The sequence below is a fragment of the Caulobacter sp. LARHSG274 genome (assembly GCF_052871235.1).
The window spans coordinates 88,228-107,060 of the sequence record NZ_JBIXJO010000003.1 but is presented as its reverse complement, the minus strand read 5'-3'; the positions used below and the strand labels follow the sequence as shown (position 1 = coordinate 107,060).

17 protein-coding genes are annotated in these 18,833 nt (G+C 69.8%); 9 read left to right on the top strand and 8 right to left on the bottom strand.

Annotation, left to right across the window (positions count from 1 at the left end):
• Position 1: 1 nt before the first annotated feature.
• The 9 genes from ACIPQB_RS08765 (at position 2) to ACIPQB_RS08725 (ending at position 10,731) form a co-directional block, all read left to right on the top strand.
• Complete coding sequence (locus ACIPQB_RS08765; protein WP_446484837.1) at positions 2 to 1,006, top strand: DNA polymerase III subunit delta'; 1,005 nt, start codon at positions 2 to 4, stop codon at positions 1,004 to 1,006.
• 4 nt (positions 1,007 to 1,010) lie between these two features.
• Positions 1,011 to 1,790 carry a TatD family hydrolase gene (locus tag ACIPQB_RS08760; protein ID WP_446484836.1) on the top strand — a complete coding sequence of 260 codons (780 nt, stop codon included), beginning with the start codon at positions 1,011 to 1,013 and terminating at the stop codon, positions 1,788 to 1,790.
• Positions 1,787 to 2,593 carry an MBL fold metallo-hydrolase gene (locus tag ACIPQB_RS08755; RefSeq protein ID WP_446484835.1) on the top strand — a complete coding sequence of 269 codons (807 nt, stop codon included), beginning with the start codon at positions 1,787 to 1,789 and terminating at the stop codon, positions 2,591 to 2,593. The genes ACIPQB_RS08760 and ACIPQB_RS08755 overlap by 4 nt, the downstream gene beginning before the upstream one ends.
• A 200-nt stretch (positions 2,594 to 2,793) precedes the next feature.
• A complete protein-coding gene (locus tag ACIPQB_RS08750) occupies positions 2,794 to 2,886 on the top strand; it encodes a potassium-transporting ATPase subunit F (protein ID WP_446484834.1) in 93 nt (30 codons plus the stop codon).
• A 13-nt stretch (positions 2,887 to 2,899) separates the two neighbouring features.
• Positions 2,900 to 4,612 carry a potassium-transporting ATPase subunit KdpA gene (gene kdpA, locus ACIPQB_RS08745; RefSeq protein WP_446484833.1) on the top strand — a complete coding sequence of 571 codons (1,713 nt, stop codon included), beginning with the start codon at positions 2,900 to 2,902 and terminating at the stop codon, positions 4,610 to 4,612.
• Positions 4,613 to 4,643: 31 nt separating this feature from the next.
• A complete protein-coding gene (kdpB, locus tag ACIPQB_RS08740; protein WP_446484832.1) occupies positions 4,644 to 6,713 on the top strand; it encodes a potassium-transporting ATPase subunit KdpB in 2,070 nt (689 codons plus the stop codon).
• A gap of 28 nt (positions 6,714 to 6,741) precedes the next feature.
• Complete coding sequence (kdpC, locus tag ACIPQB_RS08735; RefSeq protein WP_446484831.1) at positions 6,742 to 7,320, top strand: potassium-transporting ATPase subunit KdpC; 579 nt, start codon at positions 6,742 to 6,744, stop codon at positions 7,318 to 7,320.
• 5 nt (positions 7,321 to 7,325) lie between these two features.
• Positions 7,326 to 10,016, top strand: a complete 2,691-nt coding sequence (locus ACIPQB_RS08730; protein ID WP_446484830.1) for a DUF4118 domain-containing protein — start codon at positions 7,326 to 7,328, stop codon at positions 10,014 to 10,016.
• A gap of 7 nt (positions 10,017 to 10,023) precedes the next feature.
• Positions 10,024 to 10,731, top strand: a complete 708-nt coding sequence (locus tag ACIPQB_RS08725) for a winged helix-turn-helix domain-containing protein (RefSeq protein WP_446484829.1) — start codon at positions 10,024 to 10,026, stop codon at positions 10,729 to 10,731.
• Between the two features lie 71 nt (positions 10,732 to 10,802).
• On the opposite strand, the gene ACIPQB_RS08720 is transcribed toward ACIPQB_RS08725, so the two are convergent.
• The 8 genes from ACIPQB_RS08720 to ACIPQB_RS08685 all read right to left on the bottom strand — a co-directional run bounded on the left by ACIPQB_RS08720 (position 10,803) and on the right by ACIPQB_RS08685 (position 18,263).
• A complete protein-coding gene (locus ACIPQB_RS08720; protein WP_446484828.1) occupies positions 10,803 to 11,003 on the bottom strand; it encodes a hypothetical protein in 201 nt (66 codons plus the stop codon).
• Between the two features lies 1 nt (position 11,004).
• The gene (locus ACIPQB_RS08715) at positions 11,005 to 11,187 is read right to left on the bottom strand and encodes a hypothetical protein (RefSeq protein WP_446484827.1); all 183 of its coding nucleotides are present in this window, start codon (positions 11,185 to 11,187) and stop codon (positions 11,005 to 11,007) included.
• Entirely contained in the window at positions 11,184 to 11,408 is a 225-nt protein-coding gene (locus tag ACIPQB_RS08710; protein ID WP_446484826.1) for a hypothetical protein, read from the bottom strand. Before ACIPQB_RS08710 ends, ACIPQB_RS08715 begins: the two co-directional genes overlap by 4 nt.
• 150 nt (positions 11,409 to 11,558) lie before the next feature.
• Positions 11,559 to 12,710, bottom strand: a complete 1,152-nt coding sequence (locus tag ACIPQB_RS08705; RefSeq protein WP_446484825.1) for a DSD1 family PLP-dependent enzyme — start codon at positions 12,708 to 12,710, stop codon at positions 11,559 to 11,561.
• A gap of 13 nt (positions 12,711 to 12,723) precedes the next feature.
• The gene (locus ACIPQB_RS08700; RefSeq protein ID WP_446484824.1) at positions 12,724 to 13,998 is read right to left on the bottom strand and encodes a D-arabinono-1,4-lactone oxidase; all 1,275 of its coding nucleotides are present in this window, start codon (positions 13,996 to 13,998) and stop codon (positions 12,724 to 12,726) included.
• A 64-nt stretch (positions 13,999 to 14,062) separates the two neighbouring features.
• On the bottom strand, positions 14,063 to 14,740 hold the full coding sequence (locus ACIPQB_RS08695) for a TetR/AcrR family transcriptional regulator (RefSeq protein WP_446484823.1): 678 nt from the start codon (positions 14,738 to 14,740) through the stop codon (positions 14,063 to 14,065).
• Positions 14,741 to 14,808: 68 nt separating this feature from the next.
• Complete coding sequence (locus tag ACIPQB_RS08690) at positions 14,809 to 16,005, bottom strand: MFS transporter (protein WP_446484822.1); 1,197 nt, start codon at positions 16,003 to 16,005, stop codon at positions 14,809 to 14,811.
• Positions 16,002 to 18,263 carry a TonB-dependent receptor gene (locus ACIPQB_RS08685; RefSeq protein WP_446484821.1) on the bottom strand — a complete coding sequence of 754 codons (2,262 nt, stop codon included), beginning with the start codon at positions 18,261 to 18,263 and terminating at the stop codon, positions 16,002 to 16,004. The genes ACIPQB_RS08690 and ACIPQB_RS08685 overlap by 4 nt, the downstream gene beginning before the upstream one ends.
• Positions 18,264 to 18,833: the final 570 nt, after the last annotated feature.

Sequence of the window (18,833 nt, the reverse complement as noted above, 5' to 3'; positions counted from 1 at the left end):
CATGGACGCGCCGCCCCATCCGCGCGACGTCTTCCAGATCGACGGCGTCGAGGCCGCCGAGCTGGCCTTCCTGGACGCCCTCGATCGCGGCCGCCTGCACCATGCCTGGCTGCTGACCGGACCGGAGGGCGTCGGCAAGGCGACCCTGGCCTATCGCATGGCCCGCCGGCTGCTGGGGGCCAGGCCTGATCCGGCCTTCGGGGCGCTGGGATCGGCCCCGACCGATGTCGTCAGCCGCCAGGTCGCCGCCCGCTCGCATCCCGACCTGATGGTGCTGGAGCGCGAGACCGACGACGGCAAGGCCCGCAAGTCGATCCCGGTCGACGAGGCCCGGCTGCTGCCGGCCTTCTTCGCCAACTCGCCCGCCGTCTCGCCCTATCGGGTGGCGATCATCGATGCGGCCGACGACCTGAACGTCAACGCCGCCAACGCCGTACTGAAGACTCTTGAGGAGCCGCCGGCCCGCGGGGTGATCCTGCTGGTCAGCCATTCGCCCGGTCGGCTGCTGCCGACCATCCGCTCGCGCTGCCGCCGGCTGGCGGTGCCCGCGCCCGACATGGCCCGGGCCGCGGAGATGGTTCAGCAGCGGGCCGGGGTGTCGTCGCACGACGCCGATCGCCTGGCCCGGATGGCCAAGGGCGCGCCGGGCCGGGCCCTGCAGCTGGCCGCCGCCGGGGCGCTGGAGGCCGACGACGCGGCCGGCGAGATCCTGCGCAAGCTTCCCGACATCGACGAGGGCGCCCTGCTGGCGCTGTCCGACACCTTCCGCGGCGCCGAGGGCGTGCAGCGGTTCGAGCTGCTGTTCGACCGCCTGGGCGACCAGATCCACGCCATGGCCGTCGGCATGGCCGGCGAGCGCACCCCGGCCGGCCTCGACCGCTGGGTGGCGGCCTGGGAGAAGATCGTCCGCGCCCCGGGCGAGGCCGAGGCCGTCAATCTCGACCGCGCCGACGTGTTCTGGACGGCGATCGGCGACTTGCGCGCCGCCGCCCGGGCGGCCATGTGACCGCATGCTCATCGACAGCCACGTAAACCTGCACGCCCATCAGTACGACCCCGATCGCGACGCGGTGATCGACCGCGCCCGCCAAGCCGGCGTCGAACTGATGGTCACCATCTGCGACAAGATCCCGTCCTTCGAGGCGGTGCACGCCATCGCCCTGCAGGAGGCCGACATCTGGTGCACGGTCGGCGCCCATCCGCACGAGGCCAAGGACCACCTCGACCTGACGACCGAGCGCCTGGTGGAGTTGGCCGGTCGGCCGAAGGTGATCGGCATCGGCGAGACGGGGCTCGACTTCCACTACGACCTCAGCCCGCGCGACGTGCAGGCGCAGGTGTTCCGGGTCCATGTGGCGGCGGCGCGCCAGACCGGCCTGCCGCTGGTGGTCCACACCCGCGAGGCCGACGCGGTGATGGGCGACATCCTTGAGGAAGAGCACGTCCGGGGCCCGTTCAAGATCCTGATGCATTGCTACACCAGCGGGGCTGAGCTGGCCCGGCGGATGGCGGCGCTGGGGGCCTGGTTCTCGGTTTCGGGCATCGCCACCTTCAAACAGGCCCAGGCGGTGCGGGACATCATCGTCGACATGCCGGCCGACAGGATCATCCTTGAGACCGATTGTCCCTATCTGGCCCCCGTGCCGATGCGCGGCCGGCGCAACGAGCCGGCCTATCTGCCCCACGTGCTGGACAAGCTGGCCGAGATCCGCGGCTGGAGCCGGGCCGAGGCCGAGACCCGCACCGAGGACGCCTTCTTCGCGCTGTTCGACAGGATTCCGCGACCATGAGCGGGCGGCTGGAGTTCACCATCCTCGGCTCTGGCTCGTCCGGCGGCGTGCCGCGCGCCGACGGCAACTGGGGCGACTGCGATCCGGCTGAGCCGAAGAACCTGCGCACCCGCTGTTCAATGCTGGTGCGCCGGCTAGGCGGCGGCGACGCGGACCAGGACACGACCGTGGTGGTCGACACCTCGCCCGACTTCCGGCTGCAGGCGGTGGCGGCGGGGGTCCGGCGGGTCGACGCCTGCCTGTTCACCCACGATCACGCCGACCAGGCCCACGGGATCGACGACCTGCGGCCATTCTTCCTCAACAGCCGCCGCCGGGTGCCGACCTATATGGACGCGGCCACCACGGCCAGCCTGCACGGCCGGTTCAGCTATATCTTTCAGAGCCGCGGCGGCTATCCGGCCATCTGCGAAAGCTGGACGATCCCGGCCCACGGCGAGGCCTGGAGCATCGACGGGCCCAGCGGTTCGATCCCGGTGACCACCTTCGACGTCGACCACGGCGAGATCCGCTCGGTCGGCTACCGGTTCGGCGGGGTGGCCTATACGCCCGACGCCATCGGCTTTCCCGAGGAGAGCTGGGCGGCCCTGGTCGACCTCGACGTCTGGATCGTCGACGCCCTGCGCTGGACGCCCCACCCGACCCACGCCCATGTCGGCCTGGCCCTGGAGTGGATCGCCCGCGCCAAACCGCGCCGAGCCATCCTGACCAATCTGCATATAGACCTGGATTTCAACGCCTTGGCGGCGAAACTTCCGGCCGGTGTCGAGCCCGCCTATGACGGGATGCGGTTCGAGATCTAAGGCGCCCCGGCGGCCCGCCGCGCCGATCCTTATGCCGCCCTTATGCTCCGGCCCGCGATCCGCATGGAGCCCTTACGCCCGTCCATGGTCCCTTCCGGCTCCGTTAGCGGGAGGCCTTCCATGGCTGATCTGATCTTTCTGGCGCTGGGCGGGGGCCTGTTCGCGGGCTTTGCGGCCTTCGCCGCGGCGTTGAGGCGCGTGTGACCATGCTGGTGAGCACGCTGTGGGCGGCCGGGGCGATCGTCGTCGCGGCCTATATGGTCGTGGCGCTGCTGCGGCCCGACAAGTTCTGACGGACACTCTTCCATGAACTGGCAAGGCTGGGCGGAAATCGCCCTGACGCTTTCCCTGGCGGTCGCGATCGGCTGGCCGCTGGGCGTCTACATGTCGCGGGTCTGGAACGGCGAGCGCACCTGGCTGGACCCGGTGCTGCGCCCGGTCGAGGCCGCCTTCTACGCCGCCTGCGGGGTCGATCCGAGGAAGAGCCAGACCTGGTTCAACTACGCCGGCGCCCTGCTGGCCTTCAACTTCATCGGCTTCCTGCTGGTCTATGCGGTCCTGCGGCTGCAGGGCGTGCTGCCGCTGAACCCGCAGGGCTTTCCCGGCCTCTCCGGCCACCTGGCGTTCAACACCGCCATCAGCTTCGTCACCAACACCAACTGGCAGAGCTATGCCGGCGAGACGACGATGTCGACGCTGAGCCAGATGCTGGTGCTGACCACCCAGAACTTCGTCTCCGCCGCCACTGGCGCGACCGTCGCCGCCGCCCTGGCCCGGGCCTTCGTCGCCAATCGCGGCGAGGGGGTCGGCAATTTCTGGGCCGACCTGGTGCGCACCACGCTCTATGTACTGCTGCCGCTGTCCCTGGTGCTGGCGATCGTGCTGGTCGCCTTGGGGCTGCCTCAGACGCTGGCGGCAGGCGTCACCGCCCACACCCTGGAAGGCGCCGATCAGAAGATCTCGCTCTACGCCGTCGCCAGCCAGGAGGCGATCAAGATGCTGGGCATCAACGGCGGCGGGATCTTCAACGCCAACTCCGCCCATCCGTTCGAGAACCCGACGCCGCTGACCAACCTGATCACCGCGGTGTCGATGGACGTGCTGGGCTGGGCCGCCTTCTTCGCTTTCGGCCGTAGCGTGTTGGCTAGAAAGGACATTCGCGCCCTGGTGGCCGCCGGGGCGATCCTGCTGGCGGCCGGCGCGGCCACCATCTATGTCGCCGAAACCCAAGCCGCCCCGGCCCTGGTCGCCGCCCATGTCAACGCCTCCGTCAATATGGAAGGCAAGGAGGTCCGCTTCGGCGCGCCGGCCACCGCGGCCTGGGCGGCGATGACCACCGGGGCCTCGAACGGCTCGGTCAACGGCATGCATTCCAGCCTGATGCCTCTGGGCGGCGGCATGGCGATGTTCCTGATGCACCTGGGCGAGATCCTGCCCGGCGGCATCGGCTCAGGCATCGCGGTGATGGTGGTCATGGCGGTGCTGGCGGTGTTCGTGGCCGGGCTGATGGTCGGACGCACCCCCGAATATCTCGGCAAGAAGATCGAGGCCCGCGAGGTGCAGTTCGCCATTCTGGCGGTGCTGGCCATTCCGGTGGCGACCCTGGGCTTCTCGGCGGTCGCCGCGGTGCTGCCCGAAGCGCTGAAGGGGCTGATGCACTCGGGGCCGCACGGCCTGTCGGAAATCCTCTACGCCTACACCTCCGCGACCGCCAACAACGGCTCGGCCTTCGCCGGCCTGACCGCCAACGCCCCCTGGTGGGACACCACGATGGGCGTGGCCATGGCCCTGGGCCGGTTCATGCCGATCATCGCGGTGCTGGCCATGGCCGGCTCGTTGGCCGCCAAGGCCAAGCTGGCGCCGTCGGCCGGGACCCTGCCCACCCATGGCGGCCTGTTCATCGGCCTGCTGGTCGGGGTGATCCTGATCCTCGGCGGCCTGCAGTTCTTCCCCGCATTGGCGCTGGGTCCGATCGTCGAGCACTTCCACGTGCTCGCCGCGGTCGCCCAGGCGCGCTGATCCCACGCTCGATCGCAAAGGCGATTTGCAGATGACCACTCTAGACGCTCATGCCGGGGAGGGCCGGCGCAAGGCCGGCCACCTGGCCGGCGGCCTGTCCACCGCCATCCTGACCCGGGCGGCCAAGGACGCCTTCGTCAAGCTGGACCCGCGCAAGCTGACCGGCAATCCGGTGATCTTCGCCACCTGGGTCGTGGCCCTGCTGTCGACGGTCTCGGCCGTCGCCGCTCTGGTCGACCACCAATCGGCCGGCTTTGCGGTGCAGGTGGCGGCCTGGCTGTGGGCCACCGTGCTGTTCGCCAACCTGGCCGAGAGCGTCGCCGAAGGGCGGGGCAAGGCGGCGGCCGACAGCCTGCGCGCCACCCGCGTGACCACCAGCGCCAAGCTGATCATCGACGAGCAGGCCGGAACCATCATTCCGACCGCCGCCCATAAGCTGGTCCCCGGCGAGGTGATCCTGGTCGAGGCCGGCGACGTCATCCCGACCGACGGCGAGATCATCGAGGGCGTGGCCAGCGTCAACGAGGCCGCCATCACCGGCGAGAGCGCGCCGGTCATTCGCGAGAGCGGCGGCGACCGCTCGGCGGTGACCGGCGGCACCACCGTGGTCTCCGACTGGATCAAGGTGCGGGTCACCGCCGCCTCGGGCTCGACCTTCCTTGACCGGATGATCGCCATGGTCGAGGGCGCCGACCGTCGCAAGACCCCCAACGAGATCGCCCTGGCCGTGCTGCTGGCCGGCCTGACCCTGATCTTCCTGATCGCCGTGGTCACCCTGCTGGGCCTGGGGCGGTTCTCGGGCGTGGCCCTGGACCCGCTGGTGCTGGGGGCGCTGTTCATCACCCTCATTCCGACGACGATCGGCGGGCTGCTGTCGGCGGTCGGCATCGCCGGCATGGACCGGCTGATGAAGCACAACGTCCTGGCCACCTCCGGCCGGGCGGTGGAGGCGGCCGGCGACGTCGACACCCTGCTGCTCGACAAGACCGGCACCATCACCTTCGGCAACCGCATGGCCACCGAGGTGATCGCCGCGCCCGGCGTGCGCCCGGAGGCCGCCCTGCGGGCCGCCGTCAGCGCCTCGTTGGCCGACGACACCCCGGAGGGCCGGTCGATCGTCGAGCTGGGCCGCAACCAGGGCGTGGTCATCGAGCCTCCGGCCGGCGCCACCTCGATCCCCTTCAGCGCCAACACCCGCCAGTCGGGCCTGGACGCAGGCGACAAGTCCTGGCGCAAGGGCGCGGTCGACGCCGTCTATCGCTCCCTGGCCCTCGATCCCAAGCGGGTCCCGGCCGAGGTCGCCGCCGCCGTCGACCGCATCGCCCGCTCGGGCGGCACGCCGCTGGCGGTCAGCGAGAACGGGGTGCTGGTCGGGGTCATCCACCTCAAGGACGTGGTCAAGCCCAACGTCAAGGAACGCTTCGCCGACCTGCGCCGCATGGGCCTGCGCACGGTGATGATCACCGGCGACAATCCGGTGACCGCCGCCGCCATCGCCTCCGAGGCCGGGGTCGACGATTTCCTGGCCGAGGCCACGCCCGAGGACAAGCTGCGGCTGATCCGCGAGGAGCAGGGCAAGGGCCGGCTGGTGGCCATGTGCGGCGACGGCGCCAACGACGCCCCGGCCCTGGCCCAGGCCGATGTCGGGGTGGCCATGCAGACCGGGGCCCAGGCCGCCCGCGAGGCCGGCAACATGGTCGACCTCGACAGCGACCCGACCAAGGTCATCGAGATCGTCGAGGTCGGCAAGCAGATGCTGATCACCCGCGGGGCCCTGACCACCTTCTCGATCGCCAATGACGTGGCCAAGTACTTCGCGATCATTCCGGCCATGTTCGTGGTCGCCCTGCCGGCCCTGGGCGCCCTGAACGTCATGCACCTGCACAGCCCGCAAAGCGCCATTCTGTCGGCGGTGATCTTCAACGCCCTGGTCATCGTCGCCCTGATCCCGCTGGCGCTGAAAGGCGTGAAATACCGGGCGGTTGGGGCCGGAAAGCTCCTGTCGCGCAACCTGCTGGTCTACGGCCTGGGCGGGCTGGTGGCGCCGTTCGTCGGCATCAAGCTGATCGACCTCGTCGTATCCGCCCTCGGCTTGGCCTAAGCTGTCCTTTCCGGAGCCTCAGAACCCCATGCTCTCCCACCTTCGCCCGGCCCTGGTTTCGATGGGCCTGTTCACCGTCCTGCTCGGCCTGGCCTATCCGCTGGCCGTCACCGGCGTCGCCCAGGCGGCCTTCTCTCATCAGGCCAATGGCAGCCTGGTGCGCGACGACAAGGGCGTCGTCGTCGGCTCGGCCCTGATCGGCCAGGCCTTCACAGAGGCGCGCTACCTGCACCCCCGACCGTCGGCGGCCGGGACCGGCTATGACGCCTCGGCCTCAAGCGGATCCAACATGGGCCCGTTGAATGCGGACCTGGCCAAGCGGGTCAGGTCCGACGCCGAGGCCCTGCGGGCAGAGAATCCCGGCGCGGTGATCCCCGCCGATGCGGTGACCGCCTCGGGCTCGGGCCTGGACCCCGACGTCTCGCCGGCCTATGCCCGCTGGCAGGCCCCGCGCATCGCCAAGGCCCGGGGCGTCCCCGTCGCCGGCGTTCGGACGGTGATAGAGGGGCAGGTCCAGGGCCGGCTGCTGGGCTTCATCGGCCAGCCGCGGGTCAATGTCCTGGCGGTTAACCGGGCGCTGGACGCCCAATATCCGAAAGGCGGCTAGGCGCGTTGCCGGCGGAAGATCCCAGACACCCAGACCCCGGCCGCCCGGATCCCGAGGCGCTTCTGGCGGCCGCCAACCGGGCCGGCCGGGGGCGCCTGAAGGTGTTTCTGGGCATGGCCCCGGGCGTGGGCAAGACCTACGAGATGCTGCGCGCCGCCCGCCGCCGCAAGGCCGATGGCCAGGACGTGGTGATCGGCCTGGTCGAGACCCACGGCCGCCGCGAGACCGAGAGCCTGCTGCGCGGCCTGGAGGTGACGCCGCGCCGGCCGATCGACCATCGCGGCCACGTGATGATGGAGTTCGACCTCGACGAGGCCCTGGCGCGCCGGCCCAAGCTGCTGGTGGTCGACGAATACGCCCATTCCAACGCGCCCGGCTCGCGTCACCCCAAGCGCTGGCAGGACGTCGAGGAGCTGCTGGCGGCCGGGATCGACGTCTGGACCACCCTCAACGTCCAGCACCTGGAGAGCCTGGTGGACGTCGTCCAGCGGATCACCGGGGTTCGCCAGCGCGAGACGGTGCCCGACAGCGCCCTGTCGCGGGCCGACGCCATCGAGCTGATCGACATCACGCCCGACGAGCTGCGCGAGCGGATGACCGAGGGCAAGGTCTATGTGCCGGAGACGGCGCGCCTGGCCTCGGAGAACTTCTTCAAGGTCGAGAACCTCACCGCCCTGCGCGAACTGGCCCTGCGGCGGGCGGCCCAGACCGTCGACGACCAGCTGGTCGCCGCCATGCGCGAGAAGGGCGTCGAGGGGCCCTGGGCGGCGGGCGAGCGGATCCTGGTGCTGGTCGGCGGCGACGCCATGGCCGCGGCCCTGGTGCGGGCCGGCCGCCGGCTGTCGGACATGATGATGGACGCCCCGTGGACCGTGGCCCATGTCGACCGCCCAGACCGGTCGACATCGGGTCCGGCCGGAGCCCGCCTGCACGTTGCGCTGAAGCTGGCCGAACAGCTTGGCGGCTCGACCGTGGTGCTCGCCGGAGCCGACATCGTCGCCACGGTGATGGCCTATGCTCGCCGCAACAACGTCACCCAGATCGTCATCGGCAAGTCTATCGACAGCCGCTGGCGCGAGCGGCTGGGGCGCTCCCTGGCCGCGGCCCTGCTGCGCCAGGCGCGCGGCGCGGCGATCCACGTGGTCACCGAGGCGTCGCACGAGCCGGTGCGCGAGCCGCCCGCGCCGCGCCGGCCGAGCGACTGGATGGGCTATCTGACCGGCGGGGCCTTCGTCGCCGTCGCCACCCTGGTCGCCTGGGGGCTGGACGTGGCGTTCGACCATGTCGACCTGGGGATGATCTTCCTGGCCGCGGTGCTGGCGGCCGGCGTGCTGCGCGGCCTGAGGCCCGCCCTGGCCGCGGCGACGGCGGCCTTTCTCGTCTACAACTATCTGTTCCTGGAACCGCGCTACAGCTTTCAGGTCGGCTCGCCGACCGACTTTCTGACCCTCGTCGTTTTCTGGGCGGTGGCCCTGGCGGCCGGCGGCCTGGCTGGCCGAGTGCGAGACCAGGGGCGCAGCGCCCAGAAGCGGGCCTCGACCGTCTCGGCCCTGCTGGCCGCCAGCCGCACCTTCTCGGCGGCGACCGATCGCCAGGCCGCGGCCTCGGCCCTGGCCGAGCAGGCCGCCGCCGCGGCCGGCGCCAAGGCCGTGGTTCTGCTGCCCGCCGCCGGCGAACTGGCCCCCGCCGCCGGCTGGCCCGACCTGGACGAGCTGGACGCCGCCGCCATGGCCGCCGCGCGCTGGGCCTGGGAGAAGGGCGAGGCCGCCGGTTTCGGCACCGGGACCCTGCCGCAGACCCGCTGGACCTTCTGGCCGCTGGAGGGCGTGCGGTCGCGGGCCGGGGTGGCGGGAGTCGAGGCCGGAGCGATGGCCGCGGGGTCCGACGACGAGCGGCTGGTCCTGGCCTTGCTGGAGCAGGGCGCCGTCGCCCTCGAGCGGGCCGAGCTGGCCGCCGAGGCGGTCGAGACCGAAACCCTGCGCCGCGCCGACCGCTTCCGCTCGGCCCTGCTCAACTCCATCAGCCACGACCTGCGCACGCCGCTGTCGACGGTGCTGGGCGCCTCCACCACCTTGCTCGACTATGGCAAGGGCATGAGCCCGGCGGTGCGGGCCGACCTGCTGCTCAGCATCCGCGAGGAGGCCGAGCGGCTGAACCGCTATGTCGGCAACCTGCTGGACATGACTCGGCTGGAAGGCGGGGCCCTGCGGCTGCGCACCGACTGGACCGACGTTCGTGACGTGCTGGGGGCGGCCGCCGACCGCGTCGCGCGGCGGCTGGGCGACCGGGTGCTGGCTCGCGACTTTCCGGCCGAGCTCAGCCTGGTGCGGGTGGACGCCAGCCTGCTGGAACAGGCGGTCGTCAACATCCTCGAAAACGCCATCGCCTACAGCGCGCCGGCCACTCGCATCGAGATGGCGGCGTATGAGGACCGTTCCAATGTGGTGATCAGCATCGAGGACGAGGGGCGGGGGATTCCCACCGCCGAGCTGGACAACGTGTTCGAGAAGTTCCGCCGCATGGACGAGCCGACCGATCGCAGCCAGGGGGCGGGGCTGGGCCTGTCGATCTCCAAGGGCTTCATCGACGCCATGGGCGGCCGCATCGCCGCCGCCAGCCCGATCCACGAGGGCCGCGGCACGCGCATCCTGATCAGCCTGCCCAAGACGATCGCGACGCCGCATCATCTGCTATGAGCACGCCATGACCGCCGCCAAGCCTACGGGAATGCGCCAACGCATCCTGATCATCGACGACGAGCCGCAGATCCACCGGTTCCTGGGCCCGGCCCTGGATGCGGCCGGCTACGAGCCGCTGCGGGCCGACAGCGGCCAGGAAGGCCTGCGCGGCATCGCCCTGTGGTCGCCCGACGCGGTGGTGCTGGACCTGGGCCTGCCGGACGTCGACGGCAAGGAGGTGCTGGTCAGGGCGCGGGCCTTCTATGACGGTCCGATCGTCATCCTGTCGGCCCGCGACCGCGAGGCGGAAAAGATCGAGGCCCTGGACCGCGGGGCCAACGACTATGTGGAAAAACCATTTGGCGTCGGGGAGTTGTTGGCGCGTCTTCGCGTGGCCCTGCGCCAGCGCGGCCCGGCTCTGGGGCCGCAGGTCCCGATCCGGGCCGGCGCGGTCGAGATCGATCTCGAAAAGCGGCTGGTGACCCGGGACGGCGCGGCGGTGAAGGTCTCGCCTCGCGAATACGACGTCCTGGCCCGGCTGGCTCAGGCCCGGGGCAAGGTGCTGACCCACAAGGACCTGCTGACCGCCGTCTGGGGGCCGGCCCACGCCCAGGACACGCAATATCTGCGGGTGTTCGTCGGCCAGCTGCGCCAGAAGCTCGAAGCCGACCCTTCGACCCCGACCATGATCCTGACCGAGCCGGGCGTCGGCTATCGGTTCATCGGCGATTGATCGTCACCTGAGGTGGATCTTGGTTACGGCTGTGATTTCAAAGCGATGGCGGCGAAAATCCATCCGGGGGATCAGTCGGAATCCGGGTTGTCCCGGTGCGCGAGCGCGGCGACGCCGGCCGGAGTAATCGTCCAGCCGCCGCCGTTGCGCTCGGCCAAGCCCAGGTCGGTCAGGGCGCGGGCGTCGGCGATATTGATCCAGTCGACCTGCTCGCCCGCCTTCTTGCGCGACAGGTTGCCCAGGGCGATGGTCTGGCCAGGCGTCAGGGACATGCTATTGCCCGCCCGACAACGGGTCGGGCGCGCCCAGGCCGCGCCGTCCATTCAGCCGCTCCAGTTCCTGCTGCATCCGCAGCACCTGGCCGCCGAGGCTGGTGACGTCGTCCTGCAGCTGGGCGTTGCGGCGTTTCAGATAGTCGTTCTCGCGGCGCAGGGCTTGGGCGTCCTCGTCGGTCATTGATCGCTCCCGTTCGTCTGGACGGCCGGCGTCGCGCGAATGACCGCGCGCAACAGCGCCGCGCGGCGGGCAGGCAGCTCCGGCGTCTTCAGCTCCAGCCGCGCGCCCTCGACGATCCGGCCATGGTGACGGTTGCCGAGGAAGAACGCCTCGGCCCGGATCTCGCGCGCGGAAACCCTCCGGACTCCGAGGACCTCGAACAGGCCGCGCCAGGCCATCATCCGGCCACCACGGGCGTCATCGGGAGGGCGTGGCGGGGAAAAGCGGACATGACGTCCTTTCAGGCCGGCGATCCCGCATGGCGCGGGGCGATCACCGTCGCCCTCTCTATAGCGCGATTGGTCGGCAATAGCTTCCGCGCTTTCCGCGCCTCAGCGTGAACGCCCTCGGGCCGAGACCGGCCAGAGCGCCACCAGGGTGCCGCCCTCGACCACGTGATACGTGTCGTAGAGGTTCACGGTCGGGTCGCAGTGCGGCGCGCCGAGCACGACCCGATCGCCCAGGCCCGGCGCGGCCTCGCCCGACGGCGGCAGCACCGCGCCATGCTCATCGCCCATGAAGAAGTAGCGGGAGCCCTCGGGCGCGCCAGCCAGGACCTGCGGCGGCTCGGCGTCGGTCGACATCGCCTTGAAGCCGGCGTCGATCGTGGCCATGCCGGGGGTGTTGGCGCTGACCACCCGGGCGTCGATGAACAGCGACGCCTCGTACGGACTGGCCTCGGCCCCCGCGCCGGCGATGTCGCAGGCCAGGTACTGGCCGTCCATGAAAACGTAGGAGCCGACCTGCAGCTCGGTGAAGATCCCCAGCTCCGCGTCGATCCTATGAGACCCGGTGCCCGAGCCGCTGACGATCGGCGGGGGTGCGCCCGCCGCGGTCAGGGCCGCGATCACCGACTGGATATGAGCAGCGCGATCCTCCAGGGCGGCCTTGCGGTCGGCGAAGCTCTCGATGTGCTGCTGCATGCCGCAATAGCACTGGAGGCCGGAATAGGTCAGGCCCGACTGGGCCTGGATAGCCTGGAGCAGGGCGACGGCCGCCTCCGCCGAGGCCACGCCCGTGCGGTGGATGCCGGGATCGAGATCGATCACCACCTTCAGCGGCTTGCCGGCGGCCGTGGCGGCGGCCCCGAGCGCGGCGACATTGGCCGGGTGGTCGACCACGGCCATCAGGTCGGTGGTCGAAGCGTTGAGGGCGACCAGCCGGGCGATGGCCGGGGCCGAGACCACCGGCGAGGTGATCAGCAGGCCGCTCGTCACCCCGCCCTCGGCCAGGGCTTCGGCCTCGCCGATCTTGGCGCAGCACAGACCCACCGCGCCGGCCGCCAGCTGCAGCCTGGCGATGTCGACGCTCTTGTGGGTCTTGGCGTGGGGCCGCAGCTTCAGGTCCTTGCCGGCGGCGAAGGCGGCCATGCGCGCGATGTTGCGCTCCAGGGCCGGTCGGTCGACCACCAGGACGGGGGTGTTGAGGTCGCGGCGGGAACCGGGGACCCCGATCAGGGCCGCGTGCAGGTCTTGGTCGGTCATGGCGCGGTTCCAGTCAGAGGCCGAAGAGTTCGGTCAGGTGGGCGTTGGCGAACTTGCCGGCCGGGTCCCAGGTCTGGCGGACGGCCAGGAAGTCGCCGGCGCGGGGATAGAGCCGGTGGACGTCGGCGGGGGTCAGAGTGTGGCGCTTGGCCCAGTGCGGACGGCCCGCGCCGTCGCGCAGCACCGCCTCCATTTCGGCGAAGGCCGGCCGCCAGGGCATCCTGGCGTACTGGTGGAACGAGATCGACGCGCCGGGGCCGGCGTTGAAGGGGCTCATCCAGATGTCGTCGCCGGCCGCCAGCCGGAATTCGAACGGGAAGGTGATCGGCAGGCGGCGCTTGCGGATGTGGTCGATGGCGGCGCGCAGGGTGGGCAGGCCGGCGGCGCGCGGCAGTTCATATTCCATCTCCTCGAAGCGGATGTTGCGTTCGGACGGGAAGATGACATGGGCCGGGCCGATGCGGCGGCTGGGCTTGCCCGCCAGCCGCATGAGCAGCCGCTGCAGCGATGGCGTGAGGACTGGAAGGGCGGCGCTGAGATCGCAGGCCAACTTGAAGATCGCCTCATCGGCCTCGCCGATTTCTTTGGGCGGCCGGCCGGGGTTGTCGGCCTCGATCGGATGCAGCGTCTTGAAGATCACCTCGTCGCTATAGGGAAAGACGAAGAACTCCATGTGCCGGGTGGCGGCCGCCAGTTCGTCCAGCCGCTCGGCGACCTCGGCCAGCGGCCGGCGCTCGACCCGCTCCTCCAGATGATAGGCCGGCACGACCTCGACGCGGATCTCCACCGCCACGCCCAGCAGGCCCAGGGACAGGCGCTGGGCCTGGTAGAGCTCGGGATGGAGATCGGGACCGCATTCGACGATCTCGCCGGCGGCGGTCATCAGCCGAAAGCCCCGGGCCTGGGTCGAAAGGCTGCCGAGCTCCGCGCCGGTGCCATGGGTGCCGGTCGCCATGGCGCCGGCCAGCGACTGGGGATTGATGTCGCCCTGATTGACCAGCGACAGGCCCTCGTCCCACAGCGCCGCCGTCAGCTTCCGAAGGCTCCAGCCGGCCGGCGCCCAGGCGGTGCGGCGGTCGGGCGCGAGGGTGATCGCGCCTTCGTAGTCGGCCAGGTTCAACAGCAGGTCGCTGGTCTCGCACAGCGGCATGAACGAGTGGCCGGCGCCGACGACGCGGACCTTGGCGGCCTGGGCGACCAGGGCGGCCAGCTCGCCGGCCTCGCGCGGCCGGGCGATCTCGCGCGGGGCGGCGATGACGCTGCCCGACCAATTGCTCCATCCGGCCATGGACGCTTCCCCCGCTATCGATGATGATATGATAGTAAAAGCTAGCGTATTGGCAACCGCCGTTCTACGGGGCGTCGGCGATCGTCTCGAAATAGCGGTCGAACAGCAGGCAGACCTCGCGGATCAGGGCCTCGGCGTCGCGGTCGGGCTCCTCGACCGCCATCTCGGTGGCGGCGTAGGTCAGTTCCACGGTCATGCGCATGGCCACGCGCAGGCGGGCGTCGGGAACCTGCGGGAAGCGCTCGCGCAGGAGCTCGGTGAAACTGTCGGCCACCATGTCGCGCGAGGCGAAGCGCAGCTGTTGCAGCATCGGCACGGCGCGCAGCGCCCGGCCGATCGCCGCCCCGCCGGGAAAGCGCCGGGTCATCTCGATCATCCCGGTGAGCATGACGACGTTCTTCTCAATCCGCTCCTCGGCGGTCGCCCCGTCGAAGCCGCCGGCCTTGACCCAGGCCAGCGCCGCCTCGTCCTGGGCCCGCATCAGCCGATCGCCCAATTCCTTGAGGATCGCGTACTTGTTGGGGAAATAACGGTAGAGCGCCGGCGGGGTCAGGCCGGCCCGCTTGCAGATGGCGTTGGTGCTCAGCTGCTCGAAGCCGCTTTCGCGCAACAGCTCGCCGGCCGTGGCCAGCACGATCTCATAGGTGTCCTGGCCGCGGGCCTGGGTCGGCTGCAGCTTGGCGTCCAGGACGATATCGGGGCTGGTCGAGGACGCGGTCTTCCTGGCCGTCGTCTTCGGCATGGGCTTGTCTCCTTCAGGTCCCGCTGACCTAGAACGCTTTGTCGGCAAATCCAATCCAGGCGACATCCTCAGGCCTGGACGCGGGATCGGGTCAGGTGCAGGCCGGCGACGATCACCAGAGTCACGAGCGCCAAGCCCACGGCCAGCCAGACCGCGGGGCGCACGTCGGTTCCGGTCACGGCGAACGAGGCCAGCAGCGGCCCCGCGCCGCAGCCGAGGAGACTGGCGCCGGGACCCAGCAGCGCCGCCCGCCGGCTGGGATCGGCTTCGATGGCCAGCGGCGTCAGGAACGGCGAGGCGAACAGCCAGACGAAGCCGAACAGCCCGGAGGCGGCGAGGAAGACGGCGGCGGACGGCTGGCTGGCCAGGACCAGCATGGCGCCGATGGCCAGGGCGACGGCGCCGGCCAGCGACCAGAACCAGGACAGCCGTCCCGCCAGGGCCGTCGCCACTGCGCCGCCGGCGACCTGGGCGGCCAGGGACACGGCGAAGGCGGTGCTGGCCACGGTCGTCGCATGGCCCGCTTGGCGCGACAGCGGCTCGGCATAGATCCAGACGGCCAGGATGAAGGCCTGAAAACACAGCACCGCGGCCAGGGCGATCCAGCCGCGCGGGCTGGGCAGTCCCTTGGGGTTGTCGGCGGTCTCGACCAGCGGCGCATAGGCGCGGGGAACCGCAAGACCGCAAAGCACGGCGGAGAAGGCCAGGACCGCCAGCACCGCGAAGCCGCCGTCCGGTCCGAACGGTCCGACGACGAAGGCCCCGATTCCGGCCACCACGCCGAGCTGGATCAAGGTCTGGATGGTCAGGTACAGGCCCGCCCAACGCTCGGGGCGCGGCGAGCGAACGATCATGCCGGTGATCAGCCAGATCATCGCTCCGGCCGGCAGGCCGGACAGGGCCCGGACCAGGGTCAGACCGTCGCCAGAGGTGCGGGTGGTCAGCAGGTCCAGTCCCGCCAGCAGCAGGCCGCAGGTCACCGCCGCCAGGCGCAGGCGACGCGCCCCGAACAGCGGCCCGACGACGGCCGCGCCAATCCCCATCGCCACCAGTTCGGCCATGCCGGCCTGGCCGATCTGGGCCGCCGTCAGCCGTTCGGCCGCTTCCATCCCGCCCAGCAGCAATGGCCCGACGCCGGGAAACAGCACGCCGACCAGCCCGACCCAGAACGCCGCCAGCCGCTCGACGAGAGAAGGCGGCGCGCCGATCCAGACGCCGGCTGTCGCCGTCTCCGAAGCGGCCAGCGGCGTCTCGACCGCGCTCAATACCGGGCCCGGAAATAGAGTCCGTAGGTGCGTGGCGGACCCATGCTGAAGACGTCGAAGCCGAAGGCGGCGATCGGGGTGATGTCGGAGATGTTGGTGGTGTCGAACAGGTTCTTGCCCCAGACGCCCAGTTCGTAGCGGCCGTCCTCGAACCGCCAGCCGACCTGGCCGTTGGCGAAGGCGCGCGCCTTGTCGCTGAGCCGCTCGGTGTTGGCGGTGTCGTAATAGACCTTGCCGCGATAGGTGAAGTCGAGCTGGGTGACCAGGTCGCCGACCGGCAGCGGGTGCTCGTAGCGGGCCGCGCCGTTCAGGCTGGCCTTGGGCGCCGAGGGCAGGGTGTTGCCGGAGTAGTCGTTGCCCAGGGACTGGAAGTCCTTGTACTCGGCGCTGAGCAGCGAGCCGCCGAGGGTCAGGCTCAGGCCCTTCATCGGTCGGGCCTCGATCTCGGCCTCGCCGCCATAGATCCGCGCCGCCGAGGCGTTGGTGAACAGCTGCACCGGCAGGCCGTTGCGCTGGATCACCGTATAGACCTGCAGATCCTTGTAATCATAGTAGAAGGCCGAGACGTTGAGCCTCAGGCGGTGGTCGAGGAATTCGCTCTTGGCGCCGACCTCGTAGGCGTTGACAGTCTCATCCCTGTAGGGGCCCAGGTCGTCCGGATCCGTCGTCTGGCCGCTGAAGAAGCCGCCGCTCTTGGTTCCGCGATTGTAGGTCGCGTAGAGATTGGCGTCCTCGCTCAGCTTGTACCGCAGGCCCAGGCGACCGGATACCGAGCTGAAGGTCTTGGCGTTGTCGTAGCTGAACAGGGTCAGCAGGCCGTAGTCGACGTCGCTGACATAGTGGAAGCTCTTCTTGTCCTGCGACCAGCGCAGGCCGGCGGTCAGGGTCAGGCGATCGTTCAGATCATAGTCGGCCTGGCCGAAGGCGGCGTAGCTGGTCGATTTCTGGTGCAGGGGCCAACCGAACACGCCGATGCTGTTGGCCGGATCCATGCCGGTGGGGTTGTTGACCGGATCGGGGACGCGCAGAACCTCCAGCACATTGTAGTGGCTGTCGTTGTCCAGGTTGTCGCGAGCGGCGTAGAGGCCGGCGACCCAGCGCAGGGCCGTGGCGCCGTTCGACTGCAGGCGGAACTCCTGGCTGGTGGTGTCCTGCTGGGCGATGTAGCGGGCGTCGAGGATAGAGATCGGGTTGGCGTCGGTCTCCTCGTAGTCGTCGCGCTTGGCCCGCTGGTAGCCGGTGATCGAATAGAGCGTGACGCCGCCGAAGTCGTAGCTGACCGAGGCGGTGGCCCCGAACAGCTTGACGATGTCCTTGCCCTCGAAGCGGTAGTCGCCCTCGTACTTGTTGTCGCTGGTGTTGGCGTAGCCGACGGCGTTGGTGCACTGGCCGGAGGTGTAATAGTCCGGCTTGCAGAAGAAATAGCCGAAGGTCGGATCGGGATCGGCGGTGCTGGCCGCCTCGGGCGTCTGGGCGATCAACGAGCGATTATAGGCCAGGATCGAGCCGCCGCTCGACTTGCTGTAGTTCGCCGACACGTCGACGGTCAGCTTGTCGTCGGGGGTGAAGCGCAGGGCGGCGCGCACCGCCTTGCGGTCGGCGTCGTTGCCCTTGTTCCCCGTCAGGCGGTTGAGGGTGTAGCCGTCGCTCTTGTCGTAGAGGCCGCTGAGCCGGAACGACAGGTCGTCGCCGCCGAGCGGGCCGCCGAAACCGCCCTGGATATTGAGCGAATTGAACCGGCCGTAGTCCACCGCCAGGTCCGCCTCCGGCGTCTGGCTCGGCTTCTTGGTGGTGACATTGATCGCGCCGCCGGTGGTGTTGCGACCATAGAGCGTGCCCTGCGGGCCGCGTAGCACCTCGACCTGCTGGAGATCGTAGAACCCGGCCATCTGGGCGAGGGGAGAGGCGACATAGACCCCGTCGAGATAGACGCCGACGGCGCTGGCGGTGCTGGGATTGAAGTCGTTGACCCCGACGCCGCGGATGAAGATGCGGGGATTGGCGGCGTTGTCGTCGGCCTTGATCTGCAGGCCCGGCGACAGCCCCGACAGGGCCAGCACGTCGCCCACGCGCTGGTCCTTCAACTGGTCGGCGGTCAGGGCGGTCACCGAGATGGGGACGTCCTGGAGGTTTTCCGCGCGCTTCTGAGCGGTGACGACGACCTCGTCGAGGACCGCAGCCTCCTGGGCCATGGCCGGTCCGGCCGCCGTGATTATCGCCGCGGTCGCGACGCCTGCGAGCACCTGAAGCTTGTGCATTCCACACCCCCGCTGCTGTTCGGGGATATAGTAGTTATTGCTATCGTTATGGCAAGCGGCGTTCGTTGAGCATGGTTCGCCCTTGATCGCTTGGCCGGCGCCCTGCTGAATCTCTGGGCGAGGAGCGCCTCCGCCGCGACATAAGGTCCTAAACCGTCGATATGGCGCTGCGGACCTTTTGCCGGAGCGTGTCGCTGCGCTGGCGGCGGATCGAAGCTGGCGTGATCGATCGGCCAGGTCTTGGCGCGGTCATTGCCCCTCGGGCCACGGCGCCGCCGCGCTCAACCCCTTGCAGGCCCAAGCTTTCGACGCGCCCGGAGGTTTCCGATCGGGCGACCAGGTCGCTTGCATCAACCTTCGATGGTCATGTTCGCCGAACATCCATAAGTACACATATTAACCACGTCTCTTCGAATATTCGCCGGTCAGGCGATAATGAGAACTTCTATCAGATTAGAATTACCGGGTTCGCGTAGATTGAAGCTACGAATATGCAAAATTGATTACGTACGGGTACGTATTTACTTGCCGCCCTACCAATGGGTTAAATGTTTATGAAGAGGCAGTCCT